Origin of the sequence: Gordonia sp. 135, from assembly GCF_009720185.1 — a bacterium.
GTDB lineage: Bacteria > Actinomycetota > Actinomycetes > Mycobacteriales > Mycobacteriaceae > Gordonia > Gordonia alkanivorans.
The window spans coordinates 2,734,163-2,756,034 of record NZ_CP046257.1 but is presented as its reverse complement, the minus strand read 5'-3'; the positions used below and the strand labels follow the sequence as shown (position 1 = coordinate 2,756,034).

Annotated in this window: 23 protein-coding genes and 1 riboswitch; of the genes, 20 read left to right on the top strand and 3 right to left on the bottom strand. The window is 66.9% G+C overall.

Features of this window, described 5'->3' with window-relative positions; all coding sequences use genetic code 11:
• Nucleotides 1-10 precede the first annotated feature (10 nt).
• From pyrF to GKZ92_RS12340, 9 genes are all read left to right on the top strand, one after another.
• Nucleotides 11-841 carry an orotidine-5'-phosphate decarboxylase gene (gene pyrF / locus GKZ92_RS12380; protein WP_042378402.1) on the top strand — a complete coding sequence of 277 codons (831 nt, stop codon included), beginning with the start codon at nucleotides 11-13 and terminating at the stop codon, nucleotides 839-841.
• A 484-nt stretch (nucleotides 842-1,325) separates the two neighbouring features.
• Nucleotides 1,326-1,640, top strand: coding sequence for an integration host factor, actinobacterial type (gene mihF / locus GKZ92_RS12375; RefSeq protein WP_004021989.1), 315 nt, complete (start codon nucleotides 1,326-1,328; stop codon nucleotides 1,638-1,640).
• Between the two features lie 40 nt (nucleotides 1,641-1,680).
• Entirely contained in the window at nucleotides 1,681-2,310 is a 630-nt protein-coding gene (gene gmk / locus GKZ92_RS12370) for a guanylate kinase (RefSeq protein ID WP_006357203.1), read from the top strand.
• A 41-nt stretch (nucleotides 2,311-2,351) separates the two neighbouring features.
• Nucleotides 2,352-2,651, top strand: a complete 300-nt coding sequence (gene rpoZ / locus GKZ92_RS12365; protein ID WP_006357204.1) for a DNA-directed RNA polymerase subunit omega — start codon at nucleotides 2,352-2,354, stop codon at nucleotides 2,649-2,651.
• A gap of 13 nt (nucleotides 2,652-2,664) precedes the next feature.
• Nucleotides 2,665-3,924 (top strand): bifunctional phosphopantothenoylcysteine decarboxylase/phosphopantothenate--cysteine ligase CoaBC, encoded by a 1,260-nt coding sequence (gene coaBC, locus GKZ92_RS12360; protein ID WP_035751492.1) that lies wholly within the window; start codon nucleotides 2,665-2,667, stop codon nucleotides 3,922-3,924.
• 103 nt (nucleotides 3,925-4,027) lie between these two features.
• Entirely contained in the window at nucleotides 4,028-5,236 is a 1,209-nt protein-coding gene (gene metK, locus GKZ92_RS12355; protein WP_006357206.1) for a methionine adenosyltransferase, read from the top strand.
• 61 nt (nucleotides 5,237-5,297) lie between these two features.
• Nucleotides 5,298-7,265, top strand: a complete 1,968-nt coding sequence (locus GKZ92_RS12350) for a primosomal protein N' (protein WP_035751494.1) — start codon at nucleotides 5,298-5,300, stop codon at nucleotides 7,263-7,265.
• Nucleotides 7,266-8,225: a methionyl-tRNA formyltransferase gene (fmt, locus tag GKZ92_RS12345; RefSeq protein ID WP_042378401.1), complete on the top strand. Its 960-nt coding sequence runs from the start codon at nucleotides 7,266-7,268 to the stop codon at nucleotides 8,223-8,225. It begins immediately after the preceding gene.
• Nucleotides 8,222-9,601, top strand: a complete 1,380-nt coding sequence (locus tag GKZ92_RS12340; protein WP_042378400.1) for an RsmB/NOP family class I SAM-dependent RNA methyltransferase — start codon at nucleotides 8,222-8,224, stop codon at nucleotides 9,599-9,601. The genes fmt and GKZ92_RS12340 overlap by 4 nt, the downstream gene beginning before the upstream one ends.
• A gap of 4 nt (nucleotides 9,602-9,605) precedes the next feature.
• On the opposite strand, the gene GKZ92_RS12335 is transcribed toward GKZ92_RS12340, so the two are convergent.
• Genes GKZ92_RS12335 through GKZ92_RS12325 form a run of 3 tightly spaced genes read right to left on the bottom strand, consistent with a single transcriptional unit; the run spans nucleotide 9,606 to nucleotide 11,058 of the window.
• Nucleotides 9,606-10,250, bottom strand: coding sequence for a dihydrofolate reductase family protein (locus tag GKZ92_RS12335; protein WP_006357210.1), 645 nt, complete (start codon nucleotides 10,248-10,250; stop codon nucleotides 9,606-9,608).
• On the bottom strand, nucleotides 10,247-10,726 hold the full coding sequence (locus GKZ92_RS12330) for an SRPBCC domain-containing protein (protein ID WP_035751500.1): 480 nt from the start codon (nucleotides 10,724-10,726) through the stop codon (nucleotides 10,247-10,249). The genes GKZ92_RS12335 and GKZ92_RS12330 overlap by 4 nt, the downstream gene beginning before the upstream one ends.
• Nucleotides 10,723-11,058, bottom strand: coding sequence for an ArsR/SmtB family transcription factor (locus tag GKZ92_RS12325; RefSeq protein ID WP_035751502.1), 336 nt, complete (start codon nucleotides 11,056-11,058; stop codon nucleotides 10,723-10,725). The genes GKZ92_RS12330 and GKZ92_RS12325 overlap by 4 nt, the downstream gene beginning before the upstream one ends.
• Before the next feature lie 189 nt (nucleotides 11,059-11,247).
• Between GKZ92_RS12325 and GKZ92_RS12320 the strand changes: the two genes are divergently transcribed.
• From GKZ92_RS12320 to GKZ92_RS12270, 11 genes are all read left to right on the top strand, one after another.
• Nucleotides 11,248-12,507, top strand: coding sequence for a DUF222 domain-containing protein (locus tag GKZ92_RS12320; RefSeq protein ID WP_187346509.1), 1,260 nt, complete (start codon nucleotides 11,248-11,250; stop codon nucleotides 12,505-12,507).
• Between the two features lie 31 nt (nucleotides 12,508-12,538).
• Complete coding sequence (locus GKZ92_RS12315; protein ID WP_035751506.1) at nucleotides 12,539-13,132, top strand: GNAT family N-acetyltransferase; 594 nt, start codon at nucleotides 12,539-12,541, stop codon at nucleotides 13,130-13,132.
• A gap of 81 nt (nucleotides 13,133-13,213) precedes the next feature.
• Nucleotides 13,214-13,519: a hypothetical protein gene (locus GKZ92_RS12310; protein ID WP_006357215.1), complete on the top strand. Its 306-nt coding sequence runs from the start codon at nucleotides 13,214-13,216 to the stop codon at nucleotides 13,517-13,519.
• Nucleotides 13,519-16,038: a TPR repeat region-containing protein gene (locus GKZ92_RS12305; RefSeq protein ID WP_042378031.1), complete on the top strand. Its 2,520-nt coding sequence runs from the start codon at nucleotides 13,519-13,521 to the stop codon at nucleotides 16,036-16,038. The genes GKZ92_RS12310 and GKZ92_RS12305 overlap by 1 nt, the downstream gene beginning before the upstream one ends.
• Nucleotides 16,019-16,816: a hypothetical protein gene (locus tag GKZ92_RS12300; RefSeq protein ID WP_230461796.1), complete on the top strand. Its 798-nt coding sequence runs from the start codon at nucleotides 16,019-16,021 to the stop codon at nucleotides 16,814-16,816. The genes GKZ92_RS12305 and GKZ92_RS12300 overlap by 20 nt, the downstream gene beginning before the upstream one ends.
• 53 nt (nucleotides 16,817-16,869) lie before the next feature.
• Nucleotides 16,870-17,574 carry a ribulose-phosphate 3-epimerase gene (rpe, locus tag GKZ92_RS12295; protein WP_035751691.1) on the top strand — a complete coding sequence of 235 codons (705 nt, stop codon included), beginning with the start codon at nucleotides 16,870-16,872 and terminating at the stop codon, nucleotides 17,572-17,574.
• A gap of 8 nt (nucleotides 17,575-17,582) precedes the next feature.
• Complete coding sequence (ribD, locus tag GKZ92_RS12290; RefSeq protein ID WP_035751513.1) at nucleotides 17,583-18,608, top strand: bifunctional diaminohydroxyphosphoribosylaminopyrimidine deaminase/5-amino-6-(5-phosphoribosylamino)uracil reductase RibD; 1,026 nt, start codon at nucleotides 17,583-17,585, stop codon at nucleotides 18,606-18,608.
• A gap of 94 nt (nucleotides 18,609-18,702) precedes the next feature.
• Nucleotides 18,703-18,859, top strand: a riboswitch (FMN riboswitch).
• A gap of 44 nt (nucleotides 18,860-18,903) precedes the next feature.
• A complete protein-coding gene (locus GKZ92_RS12285) occupies nucleotides 18,904-19,545 on the top strand; it encodes a riboflavin synthase (protein ID WP_035751692.1) in 642 nt (213 codons plus the stop codon).
• Nucleotides 19,546-19,583: 38 nt separating this feature from the next.
• Nucleotides 19,584-20,897, top strand: a complete 1,314-nt coding sequence (locus GKZ92_RS12280) for a bifunctional 3,4-dihydroxy-2-butanone-4-phosphate synthase/GTP cyclohydrolase II (protein WP_042378034.1) — start codon at nucleotides 19,584-19,586, stop codon at nucleotides 20,895-20,897.
• The gene (ribH, locus tag GKZ92_RS12275) at nucleotides 20,894-21,406 is read left to right on the top strand and encodes a 6,7-dimethyl-8-ribityllumazine synthase (RefSeq protein WP_006357222.1); all 513 of its coding nucleotides are present in this window, start codon (nucleotides 20,894-20,896) and stop codon (nucleotides 21,404-21,406) included. The genes GKZ92_RS12280 and ribH overlap by 4 nt, the downstream gene beginning before the upstream one ends.
• The gene (locus GKZ92_RS12270; RefSeq protein WP_006357223.1) at nucleotides 21,403-21,867 is read left to right on the top strand and encodes a PH domain-containing protein; all 465 of its coding nucleotides are present in this window, start codon (nucleotides 21,403-21,405) and stop codon (nucleotides 21,865-21,867) included. Before ribH ends, GKZ92_RS12270 begins: the two co-directional genes overlap by 4 nt.
• The last annotated feature ends 5 nt before the right edge of the window (nucleotides 21,868-21,872 follow it).

The window sequence follows — 21,872 nt, the reverse complement described above, 5'->3', positions numbered from 1 at the left end:
TGGTGTCGGCATGATGGGGGCGTCCGGTTTCGGCGCCCGCTACCGGCAGGTGACGGCCGAACGCGGACGCCTGTGCGCGGGCATCGACCCGCACGCGGCGCTGCTGACCGACTGGGGTCTGGACGTGTCCGTCGACGGGTTGTCGCGCTTCGCCGACATCTGCGTCGAGGCGCTGGCCCCGTCGGCGGCGGTGATCAAGCCGCAGGTGGCCTTCTTCGAGCCGTTCGGCGCCGCGGGTTTCGCGGTGCTCGAACGGGTCGTCGCGGGTTGCCGCGAGGCGGGTGCCCTGGTGATCGCCGACGCCAAGCGCGGTGACATCGGCTCGACCATGTCTGCCTACGCGCAGGCCTGGTTGGCCGACGCCTCGCCGCTCTGCGCCGACTCGGTGACCGCCTCGCCCTACCTCGGGTACGAATCACTGCGTCCCGCACTGGATCTGGCTCGTGCGGGGAAGCGCGGCGTGTTCGTCCTGGCACGAACCTCGAACCCGGAGGGCGGCGACGTGCAGAAGGCGATGGCAGGGGAGCGGACGGTAGCCCAGTCCATCGTCGACGCCGCTGCGGCCGAGAACGCCGACGGCACGGCCACCGTGGGTCTCGTCGTGGGCGCGACCCGCGAACACGGACTCGACCTCGCCGGCCTGAACGGCCCCATCCTGGCACCCGGCCTGGGTGCTCAGGGCGCCACCGCCGAGGACCTGAAGGTGGTCTTCGACGATGCCGACCCGGCCTGGGTGTTGCCGGCGAGCTCGCGTGGCGTGCTGCGGGCAGGTCCCGACGTCGCCGCTCTACGGGACGCGTTCATGCAGGCGCGCGACGAGGTCGAGGCCGCGCTGGGCTGAGACGACGCGGGCCCGGCGCTACGCCGGGGAAGCGCGCGACACGCTCGAAACGCGATCGAATTCCGGACGAATCTGGTCACATCACTCCAGTCACATCCGTCTCAGCAAGTGAATCACGCGATCGCGTGTCTTTCGCATTGCTACCGACCTGCGCGGATGGCGTCATCGCCGTGACCTGCAGGTTCCTGGTAAAACCCGTAGTCAGAGCGCTGCAACACTGAGTGAAGGGTTGAAGGGCCGGAGCGGACTGCTGCAGTGCACTACAACATGAGAAAACACCGCGAAAACGGGGGGTCGCGCTCGCAAATGCCTGCTCACGTCGGTACGGTCGCATTCGCCGCCAACAATCGGTGGTGCCGGACGGGTACCCCACCCGACCGCATCGTTGCGAAGACGACGCAGCGCCGCCAGTGTGGCAACAGCCGTCGGACGCCTCAGGGCGGACGATGACAGTCCCAATCAAGAACGAAAGACGGAGGAACCCGTGGCCCTTCCCCAGTTGACTGACGAGCAGCGCGCCGCTGCGTTGGAGAAGGCAGCTGCCGCTCGTCGCGTCCGCGCGGAGCTCAAGGAGCGCCTGAAGCGCGGTGGCACCGATCTCCAGCAGGTGCTCAAGGATGCCGAGAACGACGAGATCCTGGGCAAGATGAAGGTCTCGGCACTGCTCGAGGCCCTTCCCAAGGTCGGCAAGGTCAAGGCTCAGGAGATCATGACCGAGCTGGAGATCGCCCCGACCCGCCGCCTGCGCGGTCTCGGCGACCGTCAGCGCAAGGCTCTGCTCGAGAAGTTCAGCTCCTGAGCGTGAGCATCGCAACCGAACACGGCAGCGTGATGAGCTCGTGGGACCGGCGGTGACCAACCGGCCGGATACCGCGGGAGCCGCACGCACGAGGGGTCGACTGATTGTCTTGGTCGGCCCCTCGGCCGTCGGCAAGTCCACCGTGGTCGCCAAGGTGCGCGCCGCGTTGCCCGACCTGTACTTCAGCGTCTCGGCGACCACCCGCGCACCGCGCCCCGGTGAGGTCGACGGCCGCGACTACTACTTCGTGTCCGCCGAGGACTTCGACAAGATGATCGCCGGTGACGAGCTCCTGGAGTGGGCTGAGATCCACGGTGGCCTGCAGCGATCGGGTACACCGCTCGCGCCCGTCCTCGCGGCTCTGGAGGCCGGCAAGCCCGTTCTGGTGGAGGTCGACCTCGTCGGTGCGCGCAACGTCGTCACCCGACTGCCCGAGGCGACCACCGTCTTCCTCGCGCCGCCGAGCTGGGACGAACTGGTCGCCCGGCTGACCGGCCGCGGCACCGAGAGTCCCGAGGCGATCGAGCGCCGGCTGGCCACCGCGAAGGTCGAGATGGCCGCCAAAGACGAGTTCGACCACGTCATCGTGAACAGCGAAGTCGACCGAGCGGCCTCCGACTTGGTATCCTTGCTGGTCGGACCTGAGCAGGCCACCGCGCCCGCGACCTGACCAGCCTCTCTGACATCCCAGACCTCGACGCAGGAGTTTGTGTGACCACCCCGACCAATTTCGACATCACCGAGATCGCCGACGCACCGGCATACGACACGCCGCTGGGTATCACCAATCCGCCGATCGACGATCTCCTCGAGCGCGCCTCGTCGAAGTACGCCCTCGTCATCTACGCGGCCAAGCGTGCCCGCCAGATCAACGACTACTACAACCAGCTCGGCGACGGCATCCTCGAGTACGTCGGCCCGCTGGTCGAGCCGGGCCTCCAGGAGAAGCCGCTGTCGATCGCGATGCGCGAGATCCACTCCGACCTGCTCGAGCACACCGAGGGCGAATAGTCTCGACGTCGGGATGACCACACCGACCAAGCCGCGACGCCGAATCCTCATCGGCGTCGGTGGAGGTATCGCCGCATACAAGGTGTGCTCGGTGATCCGCCACTTCACCGAGTCCGGGCACGAGGTCCGCGTCGTGCCGACCCCCGCCGCACTCAAGTTCGTCGGCAAGGCGACCTTCGAGGCACTCAGCGGTAACCCGGTCAGCACCACCGTCTTCGACGACGTCGACGAGGTCGCGCACGTGCGTCTGGGCCAGGGCGCCGACCTCGTGATCATCGCCCCGGCGACCGCGGACCTCATGGCCCGCGCCGCCCAGGGCCGCGCCGACGATCTGCTCACCGCATCGCTGCTCACCGTGCGGTGCCCGGTGCTGTTCGTGCCGGCCATGCACACCGAGATGTGGGAGCACCCGGCCACTCAGGCCAACATCGCGACGCTGCGCGAGCAGGGCTCGACGGTCATGACCCCGGCGTCGGGTCGGCTCACCGGCACCGACTCCGGCCGCGGCCGTCTACCGGACCCGCAGGAGATCGCGCTCACCGGCGAGCTTCTCCTCGATCGCGCCGACGCCCTGCCCTACGATCTCGCCGGTGTCCGCGTGCTCATCAGCGCCGGCGGCACCCGCGAACCTCTCGATCCCGTGCGTTACCTGGGCAATCACAGCTCCGGCAAGCAGGGATTCGCGCTGGCCCGTGCGGCCGCGCAGCGCGGTGCGAGCGTCACCGTCGTCGCCGGTTCGACCGCTGATCCGGGCGATCCCGCCGGCGTGCAGATCGTGCGGATATCGACGGCTCAGGAACTCTCCGAGGAGATGACCAAGCGCGCGGCCGACGCCGACGTCGTCATCATGGCCGCCGCCGTCGCCGACTTCCGGCCGATCGCGGTGGCCGACGCGAAGATCAAGAAGGGCGATCAGGGTCCGGCCCCGATCGAGCTCACCACCAACCCCGACATCCTCCGCGGCCTGGTCGATGCGCGGGACGACGGTCGGATTCCGTCCGAGACCGTCATCGTCGGCTTCGCGGCCGAGACCGGGGACGAGACCGGCGGGGTCCTCGACCACGGTCGCGCCAAGCTCGCCCGCAAGGGTTGCGACCTCCTCGTGGTGAACGCCGTCGGTGACGGCAAGGCGTTCGGCACCGAGGACAACACCGGGTGGCTGCTTTCCGCCAAAGGTGACGAGACCGCTCTGCCCTTCGGATCGAAAACACTCATGTCGAGTCGGATACTTGACGAAGTGCGACAACTGGTGCCTGATGGTCGGGGGGCCTGAGCGGCACCGTAGTTTTGAAAGTGACTCCACCGGCCACACCGACCGGCCGACACCTGCCAAACGGCGCCGGACACATCCGCGCGCGAGATCTCGAGAGGATCTGATGACCACCTCGTCACGCCTGTTCACGAGCGAATCCGTCACCGAGGGACATCCCGACAAGATCTGTGACGCGATCAGCGACTCGATCCTCGACGCCATCCTCACCGACGACCCGAACGCGCGGGTCGCGGTCGAGACGCTGGTGACCACCGGCCAGGTCCACGTCGCGGGTGAGGTCACCACCACCGCCTACGCCGACATCCCCAAGATCGTCCGGGACAAGGTCCTCGAGATCGGTTACGACTCCTCGACCAAGGGCTTCGACGGCGCGTCGTGCGGCGTCAACGTCGCCATCGGTGCGCAGTCCCCGGACATCGCCGGTGGCGTCTTCGACTCGCACGAGAGCCGCAGTGGCATCTCCGAGGACGAGATCGACAAGCAGGGTGCGGGCGACCAGGGCCTGATGTTCGGTTACGCCACCAACGAGACCCCGGAGCTCATGCCGGTGCCGATCGCCCTCGCGCACCGGCTGTCGCGACGACTCACCGAGGTCCGCAAGAACGGCACTCTGCCGTACCTGCGCCCCGACGGCAAGACGCAGGTCACCATCGAGTACGACGGCGACACCCCGGTCCGGCTCGACACCGTGGTGCTCTCGACCCAGCACGCCGCCGACATCGACCTCGACAACCTCCTCGCCCCCGACATCAAGAAGCACGTCGTCGACGCGGTGCTCGCCGAGATCGGCCTGCCGTCCCTCGACACCTCCGATTACCGCCTGCTGGTCAACCCGACGGGCAAGTTCGTCCTCGGCGGCCCGATGGGCGATGCCGGACTGACCGGCCGCAAGATCATCGTCGACACCTACGGCGGCATGGCCCGCCACGGCGGCGGCGCCTTCTCCGGCAAGGACCCGTCGAAGGTCGACCGCAGCGCCGCGTATGCGATGCGCTGGGTCGCCAAGAATGCGGTGGCGGCAGGCCTGGCCGACCGCATCGAGGTCCAGGTGGCCTACGCGATCGGCAAGGCCGCACCGGTCGGCCTGTTCGTCGAGACCTTCGGCACCGAGCATGTCGACCCGGCGGTCATCGAGCGCGTCATCAAGGAGAACTTCGACCTGCGTCCGCTCGCGATCATCCGCGACCTGGACCTGCTGCGTCCGATCTACGGTCCGACCGCCGCGTACGGCCACTTCGGCCGCACCGACGTCGATCTCCCGTGGGAGCGGACCGACCGCGCGGACAAGCTGCGCGCGGCCGCCGGTCTCTGACCGGCGAAGGGCGCAGTCCCTGCCCCCGAAAGGCGCACGGGTCCCGGCTGATTCGCTGCCGGTGGCACGTGTGCTGCCCATTCTCGGACTCGCACACCTCGACCGACCGTTCGACTACCTGATCGACTCCGATCAGGATGCGACGGCGGTTCCGGGGGTGCGGGTCCGCGTTCGGTTCTCCGGCCGTCTCGTCGACGGATTCCTGCTCGACCGCATCGAGAAGAGTGATCACCCCGGCAAGCTGGGCTGGCTCGACCGTGTCGTCTCCGCCGAACCGGTGCTGTCACCGGAGCTGGCATCGCTGTGCCGCGCCGTCGCCGATCGCTACGCCGGCACCATGGGAGATGTTGTCCGGCTGGCCATTCCGCCGCGCCATGCGCGAACCGAGAAGGAGACGACACCCGAACCGACGACCGTCGTCGAGGCGCCGGACCTCGAGGCGTGGCGACGCTATCCGCTGGCCGGGTCGTTCTTCGAGGCGATCGCCGGGGACGGTCACCCGCGAGCGGCGTGGCAGGCCCTGCCGGGCGAGGACTGGCCCCGACGACTCGCCGAACTGGCCGCGGCGACCCTGGCGGCCGGACGCGGCTGCATCATCGTCGTGCCCGACCAGCGCGACCTCGACCGGGTGTGGGCGGAATGCGAACCACTCATCGGCGATCAGGGAGTCGCGCTGGCGGCCGGACTCGGACCCACCGCCCGGTACCGGCGCTGGCTCGCCGCACGACGCGGGGCGGCGAAACTCGTGATCGGCACGCGCAGTGCGGTGTTCGCGCCCGTCACCGACCTCGGTCTGGTCGTCGTCTGGGATGACGGTGACGACAGCATGGCCGATCCCCGTGCGCCGTACCCGCACCCGCGTGAGGTCGCGGTGCTGCGGTCGCATCAGGAACGCTGCGCACTGGTCCTCGGCGGCTTCGCCCGAACCGCGGAGGCTCAGGCGCTCGTCGCATCGGGGTGGGCACACGACCTCGTCGCCGATCGTCCGCTCGTTCGTCACCGCAGCCCGCGCGTGCAGGCCATCTCCGACGACGACCGGCAGATCGCCCGCGATCCGATGGCGAGGTCCGCGCGAATCCCCGAGGTCGCCTTCGACGCTGCCCGTTCGGCGTTCGCCGCCGACCAACCGGTGGTGTTCAGCGTGCCGCGTCGCGGCTACGTGCCGTCGCTGGCGTGTACCCGGTGTCGCGAGCATGCTCGGTGTCGCGGCTGCAACGGACCGCTGCAGATGGACGGAAACCAGCGTCTGAGTTGCCGGTGGTGTGGTCGCCCGGAGCCGACCTTCCGCTGTCCCGAGTGTGGCAACACGAAAGTGCGGGCCACGGTCACCGGCGCTCGACGCACCGCCGAGGAACTGGGGCGCGCCTTCGCCGGTGTGCCGGTCCACACCAGCGGTGGCGACTCCATCATCGACGAGATCGAACCGGGCGCACGGCTCGTCGTCGCCACACCGGGTGCCGAACCGGTCGCACCCGACGGCTACGGCGCAGCGATCGTCGTCGACACCTGGGCACAACTCGACCGCGCCGACCTGCGCGCGGAGGAACACGCCGTCCGACGCTGGATGGCCCTGGCCGGCATGGTCCGGCCCCACGGCGAGGGCGGCCGCGTGGTAATCGTCGCCGACTCGACTCTCGCGCCGGTTCAGGCGCTGATCCGTTGGGACCCCGTCGGATTCGCCTCCATTCAGTTGAGTGAACGCGTGGAACTGGGTTTCCCGCCGGCGGTCACGATGGCCTCGGTCGACGGTCCCACGCAGGTCATCACCGACTTCGTCGAACACCTCGAGCTGCCCGAGGGCTCGGACGTTCTCGGACCGGTGCCGCTTCCGCCGGGGGTGCGGCCGCCCGCCGGTAGCGCCGAATGGGAGGCCGCTGCGGACGACGAGATGGACCGCATCCTGGTGCGGTTGCCGCGCAAGCACGGACGACTCCTCGCCCAGGCTCTCGCCGCCGGGCAGGCGCGGCGCAACACACACCGGCAGACCGGGCCGATCAGGGTTCAGGTGGACCCGCCTACGATCGGATGAATGCGCATCGTTTTCGCCGGCACCCCAGAGGTGGCCGTGCCGTCGTTGCAGGCCCTGCTCGACTCGCCGTCGCATGAGGTCGTCGGCGTCATCACCCGGCCCGACGCGGTGTCGGGGCGCGGCCGCAAGGTCGTGCGGTCACCGATCGGCGTCCTCGCCGACGAGCACGGCCTCGAGGTGATCACCCCGCGCCGCATGTCCGAACCCGACGTCGCCGAGACGTTGCGACGCTGGGCGCCGGACTGTGCGGCCGTGGTCGCCTACGGAGGCCTCGTGCCCGAGGATCTGCTGGCGCTCCCGACCCATGGCTGGATCAACCTGCACTTCTCGGTGTTGCCCGCGTGGCGTGGGGCGGCGCCGGTGCAGGCCGCGATCGCCGCGGGCGACGAGGTGACCGGTGCCAGCACCTTCCGGCTGGAGAAGGGGCTCGACACCGGACCGGTGTTCGGCATCCTGACCGAGACCATCCGGCCCACCGACACCAGCGGCGACCTGCTCGCACGTCTCGCCGACGCCGGGTCCGGCCTGCTCGTCAACACGCTCGACGGCATCGAGGCCGGGGAACTCACCCCCGAACCGCAGCCCTCGACCGGCGTCAGCCACGCGCCGAAGGTCGAGGTCGAGGATGCGCGCATCCGCTGGGATCTGCCCGCGCACATCATCGATCGCCTCATCCGCGCCTACACACCGGCGCCGGGTTCGTGGACGAGTCTCGACGACGCACGGATCAAGGTGGGCCCGGTGCGGCCCGTCGCCGAGGACGACGCGACATTGCCGGACTCGGTTCGGGCCGAACCGCTGGCCGCGGGTGCGATGGCGGTGACCAAGAAGGCGGTGTTCGTCGGGACCGGTTCCACGCCGGTGAAACTCGGCACGGTACAACCGCCGGGGAAGAAGCCGATGCCTGCCGCGGACTGGGCCCGTGGCGCACGACTGACCGATGGGACGGTACTGGGATGAGTGGGGATCGAAAGTTACGGCAGAAGGACCTCGACCCGGCGCGCGTCGCGGCGCGGGACACGCTGCGCGCGGTTCGTGAGCGGGACGCCTACGCGAACCTGGTTCTCCCGAAGATGCTGCGGGATCGCAAGATCGAGGGTCGCGACGCCGCATTCGCGACCGAACTCGCCTACGGCACGGCGCGTGCCCAGGGGCTGCTGGATGCGGTGATCGCCGCAGCGGCCAAGCGTCCCGTCGAGGAGATCGACGGTCCCGTACTCGACGTGCTGCGGCTCGGGGCGTACCAGTTGCTGCGCACGCGCGTGGGTTCACATGCCGCGGTGTCGACGTCGGTGGATCTCGTGCGTTCCGAGAACGGTATGGGCCCTTCGGGTTTCGCGAATGCCGTGCTGCGCAAGGTGTCGCAGAAGACCGAGGATATGTGGGTCGACGAGCTCGCGCCGTCGCCCGCCGAGGATCTCGTCGGCTATCTCGCGTTCCAGTACGCGCATCCGCGCTGGATCGCGGAGGTGTTCCGGGATGCGCTCGGGGGGTCGGCCGGCCAGCTGCAGGCGGCGCTCGCCGCCGACGACGAGCGGCCACCGGTGCACCTGGTTGCCCGCCCCGGCTACATCACCGCCGAGGAGTTGGCGCTGACCAGCGGGGGAGAGGAAGGCGACTACTCGCCGTACTGCGTGTATCTGCCCGGCGGCGATCCCGGCGACGTGGAGGCGATCCGCGAGGGCTACGCGGGTGTGCAGGACGAGGGCAGCCAGCTGATCGCGCGGGCGGTCACGGTCGCCGAGGTCGCCGACGACTCCGGCCGCTGGCTCGACATGTGTGCCGGGCCCGGCGGAAAGGCCGCGCTGATCGGTGCGCTCGCCGAGATCGATGCTGCCCGCCTCGACGCGATCGAGGTGTCGAAACATCGCGCGGAGCTGATCCGGAAGGTCGTGAACGATCTGCCGGTGACCATCCACGTCGCCGATGCACGATCGAGTGGCCTCGAACCGGGATACGACCGCATCCTGCTCGACGCTCCGTGTTCCGGTCTGGGCTCGCTGCGTCGCCGCCCCGAATCCCGTTGGCGCCGAACCGCTGCAGACGTCGAGGAGCTCGTCGTGCTGCAGAAGGAGTTGCTGACCGAGGCGTTGAGGTTGGTCAAACCCGGTGGCGTGGTGGCGTATTCGACGTGCTCGCCGCATCCCGCCGAGACCACCGCGGTGGTCGCCGACGTGCTGGCATCGGTGGACGGGGCCCGTCAGCTCGATGCCCGCCCACTGGTGACCGTCGGCAAGCTCGGGCCGGAGCTGCTCGGCGACGGCCCACACGTGCAGCTGTGGCCGCACATCCACGGCACGGACGCGATGTTTCTGGCGGCGCTCACTCGGGATTAGACGTTCAGTTCTCGTGTGAGCCTGTAACTGCCGCCGCCACGCCTTCGTAGTCCGCGACCGCCGCTCGGCCGTTCGGCTCGTACTCGAGGATCAGGAGTCCTGCGGGCGTCGCGGTGTGGTGTCTCAGTCGGAAGCCCAGGTCGGTTGTGTTGCGACCGAACAACTGTCGGCCCGTGCCAAGTGCGGTCGGGGCCACGACCAAGCGCAGTGTGTCTACGAGACCTGCTTCGAGGAGCGACGCGGCGAGGGTGTTGCTGCCGTGGATCTGTAGTTCGCGTCCCGGCTGCGAGCGCAGGGCGGACACCTCCTCTACCGGCTCGCCGCAGAGGAGGGTCGCGGGCTGCCAGGGCAGTTCGGTGAGGGTGCTGCTCACCACGTACTTGGGGAGGCCGTTCATCCGCCCTGTGAACGGGTCGTCGGGGTCGGTGATCTGCGGCCAGTCGCGGGCGAAGGCCTCGTAAGTTCGACGCCCGAGGAGGAGTCCGCCGGCGAGGTCGAGCCACTCCGACGCCTGCCGGATGAAGGTCTCATCCATGTGCGGCACGAGCCATCCGCCGGCGGTGAAGCCGTCGGAGGTGTCCTCGTCGGCCGACCCGGGGCCCTGGGTGACGCCGTCGAGGGTGATGAATTCGGTGACGGTGATCTTCATTGCCGGGCTTCACTTTCCACCAGTTCGGCGAGCGCCGCGGTCACCGAACCCCAACCGTCGTAGAAGCCGAGTTCATGATGTCGGTCGCGATCGGATGGATTGCCGTGGCGCACGACGACGCTGTACTCGGTTCCGTCGGTGTGTTCGGCGAAGGTGATCTCGGCGGTCATGGGGACCGGCGCCGGTTCCGCGGGTCGCCAGGAGCTGTCGATGGCGTTGGTGAACACCAGACGCTCGGTGGCGTCGACGACGACGAAAACGGCGTCCATGTGCGGGACGAACGTCGCGCCGTCGTCGCTCATTTGCGTGACCAGGGCGCCGCCGGGGCGTGGCTCGAGTCGGTCGACTCGGGTGACGGTCGGGGAGGGCGTCCACCATTTCGCGAGCTGTTCGGGTCGGGTCCACGCATCCCAGATCCGTTGTCGCGGTGCGCGGATGATGCGTTGCAGGGTCAGGTCGAGTTCGGGGTCGATCATGATGTCTCCTCTGGTTCGGTGACGAAGGCTTCGAGTCGGTCGGTGCGTTCGGTCCAGACGATGCGCTGGTGTTCGAGCCAGGTCTGCAGGCGTCGCAGGCGTCGCCGGTCGAGCGTGCACACCCGTGTTCGGCCGGTCTTCTTGGTCATGACCAGTCCGCTGTCCTCGAGGACCCTCAGGTGCTTCATGAACGACGGCAGCGTCATGGGGAAGGGATCGGCGAGTTCGCCGACGCTCGCGGGTCCGCGCCCGAGACGTTCGACGACGGCGCGGCGGGTCGGGTCCGACAATGCGCCGAAGATCTCGTCGAGAGTCGCCGTACGGTTTGCCATGTGGCTAAGTGTCGCACGGCTCGTCACTTAACTCAATGGTTAAGTGAAGGATCGTCTTCGGGTTGTGGATAACTCCGGCGGGCCTGGCGACATCGGCGTACTATCGAATGTATGTACGAATCATCGTCGGGCGGAACATCGGGTCTGTCGACGGACGGTCTACGTGCCCTCCAAGGCCTCCTCGCCGGGATGCCTGCAGGCGTCGACGAGGCCGAGTCGGTGCGGCGGCTGACGCTGCTCGAGGAGATCAAGTCGGCCTGCACTGCGGTCCAGGTGCGTGAGACCGCGAATCTCGACCGGCTACGTGCCGACGATGAGGCGGCACGGAATGTTCCGCAGAAGCGGCGGGGCCGGGGACTCGCCGCCGAAGTCGGGCTGGCACGGAAGGTCTCACCGAAGAAGGGGAGTCAGTACCTCGGGTTCGCTCGTGCTCTGGCACACGAGATGCCGCATACGATGGCAGCACTCACAGACGGTGTACTGACCGAATGGCGTGCCACCATTCTCGTTCGCGAAACCGCTTTTCTGACTCGCGAATCGCGCGAAGAGATCGATCGGCGGGTGTGCGGTGACCGTGCGGAATTGGTGGGTGTGTCCGACCGCGAGATCGAATCGACGGCGAAGCGTCACGCCTACGAACTCGAGCCGGCGGCGGTGGTCGCGCGAAAGGCCAAGGCCGAGAAGAGTCGGCGGGTTAGCGTGCGGCCGGCGCCGGATCTGATGACCCAACTCTCGGCGTTGTTGCCGATGACACAGGGAATCTCCGTATATGCCTCGCTCAAGAAGCACGCCGACTCCATACTCGGTGCCGACGATCGCACGCATGCGCAGATCATGGCCGACACGCTGGTCGAACGTGTCACCGGCCGATCCGCAGCGGAACCGGTTCCGGTGTCGGTAGACATGATCATGTCCGACGAGTGCCTGTTCGGGCTCAACGATTCGGCGGCCGAAGTGAAGGGGTACGGACCGATTCCGGCAGCAGTGGCACGGGAACTCGTCGCCGCGTCGGTGTCGCCCGATGGTGAGACCGCCTCGACGATGCGTCGTATCTATGCACGTCCGTCGGATGGCGCACTGGTGGCGATGGAGTCGAAATCGCGAACCTTCCCGGCCGCGCTCGCACACTTCGTCCGACTCCGAGACCAACGCTGCCGAACTCCGTACTGCGGTGCGCCCATCGCGGAGATCGACCACGCGAAACCACATCGCCACGATGGCACGACCAGCGAGGCCAACGCCGACGGCATCTGCGTCATCCACAATCGGGCCAAAGAGGCCGACGGCTGGGACTACTCGGTCCGCATGGCCGGTGACATCCGGGTCATCGACGTCATCACCCCGACCGGTGCCCGTCATCGGAGCACCGCACCACCGGCGATCGGGCACCAGAGTCCTGACCGCAGCGTCGTCGAGACGAAGCTGCTGCAGCTGCTCGCGGTCGCCTGAGCGGTGCCGGCGCCGGGTAACGTCCAACGGCGTGACGATCCGCCCTTTGATTCGGCCGGCGACTCCGGCTGACGTCGACGCTGCCGCAGTTACTCTCGGCCAGGCCTTCGCCGACTACCCGTTCACCCGGCACACAGTCGACTCGCATGATCATGGCGACCGAGTGCGGTCGTTGCAGCGGCTGTTCCTCGCCGAGATCGGCATGCGGTGCGGACGTGTTTGGGTATCGGACGACCTTGCCGCCGTGGCGGTGTGGATCACACCGTCCTCGAGTGGCCTTGACGAGGCGTTCGGCGACATCGCATCTCGAGTCGTCGACCTCTACGGCGACAGAGCGGAGATCGCAGCGCGGGCCGACGAGGCAACTGCCGGTCTTCGGCCGGCCGAACCTGTCTGGCATCTGGCCACGGTGGGGGTCGCGCCGCATTCACAGGGGCGAGGGCTCGGTGCAGCTGTGCTCGAGCCGGGGCTAGCGGCCGCGCAGTTGGAAGGGCACGTCGCCTACCTGGAGACCTCGTCCCCGGCGAACGTCTCGTTCTATGAACGACTCGGGTTCGAGGTGGCCGGGAAGGTGTCTTTGCCCGACGACGGCCCGGAGGTGTGGGCGATGACTTGTGGAAGGTGAATCCCGCATCTCCTTGTCTCGTACTAAGTTGTCCGAGGGGAGTGGTGTCAGGACGCTGGCGCCGGGAACGGGGGACTCACAGTGACTTATCGCCTGGAAGCCGAGAAGTGTGTGATCGAGGGCGTCGGCAAGACGTTGGCCGGGTGTTCGGACGCCACGCGGGCGCTCTGGTCGGGCAGCGCGGGATTCGCTGACGCAGCTGCCGCGATGCCTGGATCAGCGTTCAGCGCCGCTTGTGCCGGCAAGGACGACGTCATTCGTACCCTTCTTGGACGCGCGGCCGCTCGCATGGACGCGGTGTCGCAGACGTGCTATCAGGTTGCCACCGAGTTCGCCGATACCGATGGAGAGTTGGCGAGCGGTTTCCGAGCCATTTCCGTGTTCTGATGAGCCGACCGACTCGATCGACGGTCAACAGCTGGGATGTGATGGTCCTGCTCCAGTCCGCGAGTTCGCTGGAGACAACAGCTGAGAACCTACGAACCCAGACCAAGACGATGGCCGACGCACCGATGAACGTGACGGGCTGGTCGGGCGAATCCAGGCGCGCGTGCGAAGACCGTACGAGGTCTGACCGAGACGAGATCAACAAGCTCGGCACCGAACTCAGCGCGGCCGCAAGGGTGCTGCACGACACCGCCGCCGCGATCAGCCCCAATCGCAGCACTGCGCTGACGAAAGCGCTCGGCCTTGAACTCGACAAGTTCAGCGTCTCGGACGACTGGACCGTGCGCGACGCTCGTGACTACGCGTCAGAGTTGGGCGGAGTGGAGGCCGGAAGCGCGGCCGAACAGTCGATCCTGAATGATCAGGCCACACGTGCAGAAGAGGCGAAGACAGCGACGCTGTCGCTACAGTCGCTCGCGGACGAGATCGGGGAAGACGACCGGAACGGTGCACGCGCGCTGAATGTGGTCTTCGGCAATGCAGAGATCAATGCTCCGCTCAGCTCGAGCTTTTCCGCAGGACAAGCAAGCCGCGATGTCCAGGCGATCATGAGGGGGAACGCGACGCCTGATCAGAAGGAGCGGTTCTACCGAGCGACCAGCCTGACACCTGAGCAGCGCGCGGCACTGGCGAGGGGTGACGATGCTGTCATCCCGAAAGAGCAGTTCGATTATCTAAAGGCCACCTACACCCCCATCTGGGGACAGAATGCGGATGGGTCCGCGCCCTATTCTCTCGACGCGTTGAAGCGTTTCGGAGACGAATACAGTGGTGCGGAACGGCTGAAGCTCAAGAACGCGCTCGGTGACGGTATCTACATGCTCGGCAACCCGAGTCTGCGGACGGACCAGCAGGTCGAGCCGGCGTTCCTTGCTGGGCCGCTGCAGCAGATGGGATTGGCGCCGGGGCCGAAGTTCGTAGGCGGCGGGATACATCAGCTATCCACGCCTGTCCGTGAGGTGTTGACCAGTCCTGCATCGAGCAAAGGTCAACTTAGCCTGCCCGATGCCTCCGCGCATTCAGGCGGCGACAAGCTGATCAATGATCTGAAGACTTACAAGGATCTCAAATCCTTGATGGACATCATTGAAAATAGGTCCGACGACGGCGAAGGCACCTACGGTTCGAAGTCGGTGCAACTGGGCAGCGACGTCGATCGAGCGCTGATAGCTCGCGCTGGTGAGATCGCCAGTGGTACACAGGAAATGTACGTCACCGACCTCAGGACTATGGGGCACAGCAACATTTCGAAGCATGAGGTCGAAGATCTCCTCATACGAATGCTGGACGTTAGCGGGTCTGACCATATTGCGGTGCATGATGCGGTAATGGCTTCCACTGGGAAGGCTGCTGGCGGACCAGCATTGCTCGCGTACGACATCGATGGCAATCAGGGTTCTCTGAAAGATGCGGAAACGCTGAAGAATCTCATGACCTTCGATTGGACAGACGGCGCTGGTCATAAGGACGCGGGCGTCAATCGGCTGTTCAACTGGATGCCCGGCGCTGCTTATGGCGACGAGGCATCGTCTGTGGAGCAGTTGATGGATAACGAGCGTGCTGGAAAGATTGCTACAGAGCTAACCAAGTACTTTGGTGCGAACAAGGATTCGTTGATCGATATCAGTGCTGATGACAAGCGGGCATTGGGTGAACTGAACCCAGAGCTTGCACGGACACTCGCTGCCGCTATCGGTCCGCACACGGCGGTGATGGGCGGTGCGGACGCGGGTCTCTTTGGATCGTCGGGTGTATCGGAGGTAACCGGAGCAGAACTGAAGGCAATGTTCCAGATTCTAAATTCAGACGCTGAGGCTGGAAAAGTAGTGAATTCGCTGACCGCGCTTCAGGTCGACATCCTTCAGGAAGAGTTTGGTAGAGACCACAATGACTACGGTCTTGGTGAGATCGCCGGCCGCATAGAGGGGGCGATGATCGGTGGGCTGGATTCACACATCCAAGAGACATTCGAAGATAAACGCTATGAAGCAGCTAAGGATGCTGCTCGGGCGGGAGCGCTCTTCGAGAGCGCTACGGCCCTCCTGAAGGTGACCGGCTTGAATCCGGTGGTCAGCGCACTGATCGACGGGACCGCGGCGGAAGTCAAGTTGGAACTCTTCGGACTACCCAAAGATCCCGACACGATAATCACCGACGAAGATACTGCAAAACTACGCCATGATGTCTATAACTCGGAGATTCAGCCCAACGCCAAGTATGTGCAGGTCCTTGAAGGGTATTTCAGGACCCACACGGATCTGGTCGATCAACCTGAATTTCGGAAATTGTTTGTCGGGCAGGAGGTCGATTTCGAAGAGATGAGACGAACCGGAGAAATGCCACCAGTGTCTCACGATAGCGCCGCAGCTACGTACATCCAGCAGTTACTTGAGTCTGACATGAGTTCCTTCGTGAACCGTCATAATGAGAATCACCACCATGCATACGGTCAGAAGTAGTCTGGTGCTTAAAGGCCACGGTTTTCTGACTGGGGTGTTGTGTACTCTGCTCACGCTTTGTGTCGCGTGCGGACCATCTCCGAACACCGGTGGTGATTCGACAAGTTCGTCGCAGCCGTCGGTGGCGGATCGGTTGCCTCCGAGGCTGCAGACCTCGTATCGATGGTTCGAAACTGATGTCCTTGACCTGGCGAGTTCGGAAGGAACGTTTGTACGCGCTTACACGGAGTCGTTCGAGTTGTCTTTTGAGGGCCAGTCTCCGCAATGGGGCTATCCCGGATTTGTCGAGGCCTCGCCGTCAGACATCGACGAGAAGGTCACATTCGTGCCCAGTGAGAGTTCGCACAATGATGTGGTGAGCACTTTGTTCTTCCGTCCACTGCGCCGAGTGGACGATGGTCCGAATGTGCGCATTGTGTTGTGCCGTAGTGAGATCTTCTCGATCGCTCCCAGTGCCCGGGGCGGCGGTTCGCAGGAGTGGCGAAACGTGCACGCGCAATGGGGATTTCCTGTCACGATCGATCTCACGAAGTCCGGTGACGTTCTGCCACCCGCAGACCAAGCGGGCCCGGCGCCGGCGCCGTACCGTTCGGTGTTCGGCAGTTGGAAGGTGACGGATTTCGAGAGGCTCGGAGTCCGGCCGGAGAACTCTGCAGACATTGTCGCGTGCGACGCGTTGCCTGACAATCCTGACATTCCACGGATCGACATGTACTCCGGTCCAGACCCGGTGCCGACGCTTCCGTCTTACCCCGGGTGGCCGGCCAACGGAGTCTGAGACACCCGGACGCTTTCGTCGGCACCGACCCTCTCGCCCTACACTTGTCCACCATGTGCACCGCTGGTAACGCGCCGATGATCGCCCCGTCCATCTTGTCCGCGGACTTCGCGAATCTCGCCGACGAGGCGGCTGCTGTTGCCAAGCCCGGTGCCACCCGCGCCGACTGGCTGCACGTCGACGTCATGGACAACCACTTCGTGCCGAACCTGACGCTGGGTCTGCCGATTGTGGAGAGCCTGCTGAAGGCGACCGACATCCCGCTCGACTGTCACCTGATGATCGACAACCCCGACCGCTGGGCGCCGCCGTACGCCGAGGCCGGCGCCCACAACGTCACGTTCCATGCGGAGGCCACCGACAATCCGATCGCCGTGGCCCGCGACATCCGTGCTGCCGGCGCGAAGGCCGGTCTGTCGATCAAGCCGGGCACCGCGCTCGAGCCCTACCTGGAGATCCTCCGCGACTTCGACACCCTGCTGATCATGAGCGTCGAGCCGGGCTTCGGTGGCCAGAAGTTCATGCCCGAGGTCCTCGAGAAGGCCCGCGCCATCCGGAAGTTCATCGACGCCGAGGACCTGACGCTGCTCGTCGAGATCGACGGTGGCATCAACGCCGACACGATCGAAGAGGCCGCCGAGGCGGGAATCGACTGCTTCGTCGCCGGATCGGCCGTCTACGGTGCCGCCGACCCCGGCCAGGCCGTCGCCGCCCTGCGGGAGTCCGCCGCGACCGCACGCGCCCACAGCGACATCTGACCCGCCACATGGACATCGTCGCCGCCATGGACCGCGCCGTCGAGGCGTCGTTTGCGGCCATGGGTGTCAGCTCGCCCAATCCGCCTGTCGGAGCGGTGATCCTGACCGCCGACGGCACCGTCGCCGGTGTCGGCGCGACCCAACCGCCGGGCGGCCCGCACGCCGAGGTCATGGCCTTGCGCGCAGCGGGTGAAGCCGCGCGGGGCGGTACCGCGATCGTCACGCTCGAACCCTGCAACCACACCGGACGCACCGGGCCGTGCTCGCAGGCGCTCATCGAGGCCGGCGTCGTCGAGGTCCACTACGCGGTCAGCGATCCCAACCCCGTCGCCGCGGGTGGCGCCGACACTCTTCGGGCCGCCGGCATCCGGGTGACCGGGGGAGTCGCGGTCGACGCCGTGGAGAACGGTCCGCTGCGTCCGTGGCTCACCCGTCAGCGGCTCGGGCGGCCGATGGTCACCGCCAAGATCGCGGCGGGCATCGACGGCCGGATCGTCGCACCCGACGGCACCAGCCAGTGGATCACCGGGCCGGCGGCCCGCGACCACGCCCACCAGCAGCGCTCACGCCTCGACGCCATCGTCATCGGCACCGGCACGGCCCTCGCCGACAACCCGACCCTCACCGCCCGCACCGCCGATGGCGGGCTGTACCCGCACCAGCCGGCACGTGTGGTGCTCGGGCACCGCGACCTGCCTGCCGATGCCAACGTCCGCGGCGACACCGGAGGACCGCTGGTCTGCGTCGACTCCCACCACCCGGCCGACGTCCTCTCCGCCCTGCCCGACGCGCTCTGGGTCCTGGTGGAGGGCGGCCCGCACATCCTCGGCGCCTTCTTCGCCGCCGACCTCGTCGACGAGGTCCACGCCTACGTCGCGCCGATGGTCCTGGGCGCCGGACGCAGTTCCGTCGAGATCCCGGGAGTCACCACTCTGGACGACGCCAGACGGTTCGAAACCCGCGAGGTCACGACGCTCGGAAGTGACATCTTGATCGCACTCGACCGCTCATCGCGGGCATCGGCGCAGGACTGAGCGGGGCGAGATGCACGACACACCGGCGGCGATCTGTTTCGCTCAGCGAAATTCCAATGCGACTCCGTTCTCGCGTCGTGCTAGCGTCGATACCACCAGTTCTCGGGGCGGGGTGAGATTCCCCACCGGCGGTGATGAGGGTGCTACGGACATGCACCTTCCAGCCCGCGAGCGCCTGTCGGAAGACAGGGACAGCAGATTCGGTGAGAATCCGAAGCCGACGGTCATAGTCCGGATGCGAGAGAACAGGCGACACAGTGCCGCCCTGTCTGCTCCGAGCGAGCAGGAGGAGTGCGTGTTCACCGGAATCGTGGAGGAACTCGGCGTCATCGCCGACCGCGAGGATCTCTCTGATGCAGCCCGCTTCACCGTGCGGGGACCCATCGTCACCGCCGATGCCGGCCACGGCGACTCCATCGCGGTCAACGGCGTGTGTCTGACCGTCGTCGACCTCCGACCGGGCGAGTTCACCGTCGACGTGATGGGCGAGACGCTTCGTCGCAGCTCCCTGTCCGACCTCGCCGCGGGCAGCACCGTCAATCTCGAACGCGCCATGCCCGCGAACGGGCGTTTCGGCGGCCACATCGTGCAGGGCCACGTCGACGGGACCGGTCGCGTCCTGTCCGTGAGCCCCTCGGAGAACTGGACCGTCGTGCGCATCGGCGTGCCGGCGAAGCTCACCCGGTACCTCGTCGAGAAGGGTTCGATCACCGTCGACGGTGTGTCGCTGACCGTCTCGTCCGTCGGCGGATCGGGTGACGACTCGTGGTTCGAGATCTCCCTGATCCCCACCACCCTCAACGAGACCAACCTCGGTGCCACCAAGCCCGGCACCGTGGTCAACCTCGAGGTCGACGTGATCGCGAAGTACGTCGAACGTCTGCACCTCGGAAACACCCAACATGTCCCTGCGCTTGATGTCACCGGGACGAAATGAGGACAGCGGGCGAAATGAGCACAACGAGTGAGGTTCTGATGAGCGAATCGCCGCGTGATGGTGACGACGCGACCACCGACGAACGAGTCCGGCTCGACTCGATCGAACGGGCCATCGCCGACATCGCCGCCGGCAAGGCGGTCGTCGTGGTCGACGACGAGGACCGGGAGAACGAGGGCGACCTGATCTTCGCGGCCGAGAAGGCCACCCCGGAGCTCGTCGCCTTCATGGTCCGCTACACCTCGGGCTACCTGTGCGTCCCGCTCGACGGCGACGCCTGCGACCGCCTCGGTCTGCCCCCGATGTACTCGATGAACCAGGACAAGCACGGCACCGCCTACACCGTGACCGTCGACGCCCGTGAGGGCATCGGCACCGGTATCAGCGCCTCGGACCGCGCCACCACCATGCGTCTGCTCGCCGACCCGGAGGCCACCGCCGGTGACTTCACGCGTCCCGGCCACGTCGTCCCGTTGCGCGCCAAGGAGGGCGGCGTGCTGCGTCGTCCCGGCCACACCGAGGCCGCCGTCGACCTGGCCCGGCTCGCCGATCTCGCGCCGGCCGGCGTCATCTGCGAGATCGTCAGCCAGAAGGACGTGGGCTCGATGGCCCGCTCCGACGAGCTGCGCGTCTTCGCCGACGAGCACGACCTCGCCATGATCTCGATCGCCGACCTCATCGCGTGGCGTCGTCGCCACGAGAAGCATGTCGTTCGCGTCGCCGATGCCCGGATTCCGACCCGTCACGGCGACTTCCGCGCAGTCGGCTACTCCAGCGTCTACGACGACGTCGAGCACGTCGCCCTGGTGAAGGGCGACGTCTCCAGCGACGACGGACACGACGTCCTCGTCCGCGTGCACTCGGAGTGCCTGACCGGCGACGTCTTCGGCTCGCTGCGCTGCGACTGCGGTCCGCAGCTCGACGCCGCGATGGAGATGGTGGCCGAAGAAGGCCGCGGCATCATCCTGTACATGCGCGGCCATGAGGGTCGCGGCATCGGCCTGCTGCACAAGCTGCAGGCCTATCAGCTGCAGGACGCCGGCGCCGACACCGTCGACGCAAACCTGGAACTGGGTCTGCCCGCCGACTCCCGCGACTACGGTCTCGGCGCCCAGATCCTCGTCGATCTCGGGGTGTCGTCGATGCGTCTGCTGACCAACAACCCGGCCAAGCGCGTCGGTCTCGACGGTTACGGCCTGCACATCGTCGACCGGGTGCCGATGCCGGTGCGCGCCAACGCCGAGAACCTGCGCTACCTTCGCACCAAGCGCGACCGGATGGGACACGACCTCGTGGGTCTCGACGATCACGCACATACCGGCGACGACGCATCTGAAGGAGCCCCTGCATGAGTGGTCACGGAGAACCGACCCTCGAACTCGCCGATGCCGGCAAGCTCCGGCTGGCGATCGTGTCGTCGCAGTGGCACGAGAAGATCTGTGGCGCACTGCTCGACGGCGCGGTCCGCGCGGCCCACGAGAACGGTGTCACCGAGCCGACCATCGTGCAGGTCGCGGGCGCCATCGAGTTGCCGGTCATCGTGCAGGCGCTGGCCCGCACCCACGACGCCGTCGTCGCGCTCGGCGTCGTGATCAAGGGTGAGACACCGCATTTCGATTACGTGTGCGACGCGGTGACCGCGGGTCTGACCCGCGTCTCGCTCGACGAGTCGACCCCGGTCGGCAACGGTGTGCTGACCACGCTCACCGAGGAGCAGGCCATCGCCCGCGCGGGCTTACCCGGTTCGACCGAGGACAAGGGCGCGCAGGCGACCGTCGCCGCACTGGCGTCGGCCCTGACCCTACGCGCGCTGGCACGCGGTGAGGCCCTGCCGAGCACGGTCGGAGGAGCATCGGCGTGACCTCCCCTCGATGGGACCTGGTCTATCGGCCGCGCAAGCTGCCCCGCTGGGCGATCGTCGCGGCCGTGATCGTGATGGCCATCCACATCACCTTCGGGCTGCTGCTGACGATCGAGGACGTCGGGGTCCGCAACCTCGGCAGCTCCGACCAGGTCGCGATCATCCTCATCGGTGTTCTCTTCACCGGCGCCATCCTGCTGCTGACCCGTCCGCGGCTGCGGGTGGGCGCCGAGGGTGTCGAGGTGCGCAACCTGGTGCCCACTCGACTCTTCACCTGGGACCAGGTACTCGGACTGACCTACCCGGAAAAAGGCTTCGGCGCCTGGCTGCTGTTCCCGTCCGACGAACACATCACCGTGCTGGCTGTGCAGGCGAACGACGGTCCGCAGGCCGTCGAGGCGATGGCCCGGTTCCGCGAGCTCGAAGAGCGCTATCGCGGGACCGTCCGACCCGCCAACTAGCCTGG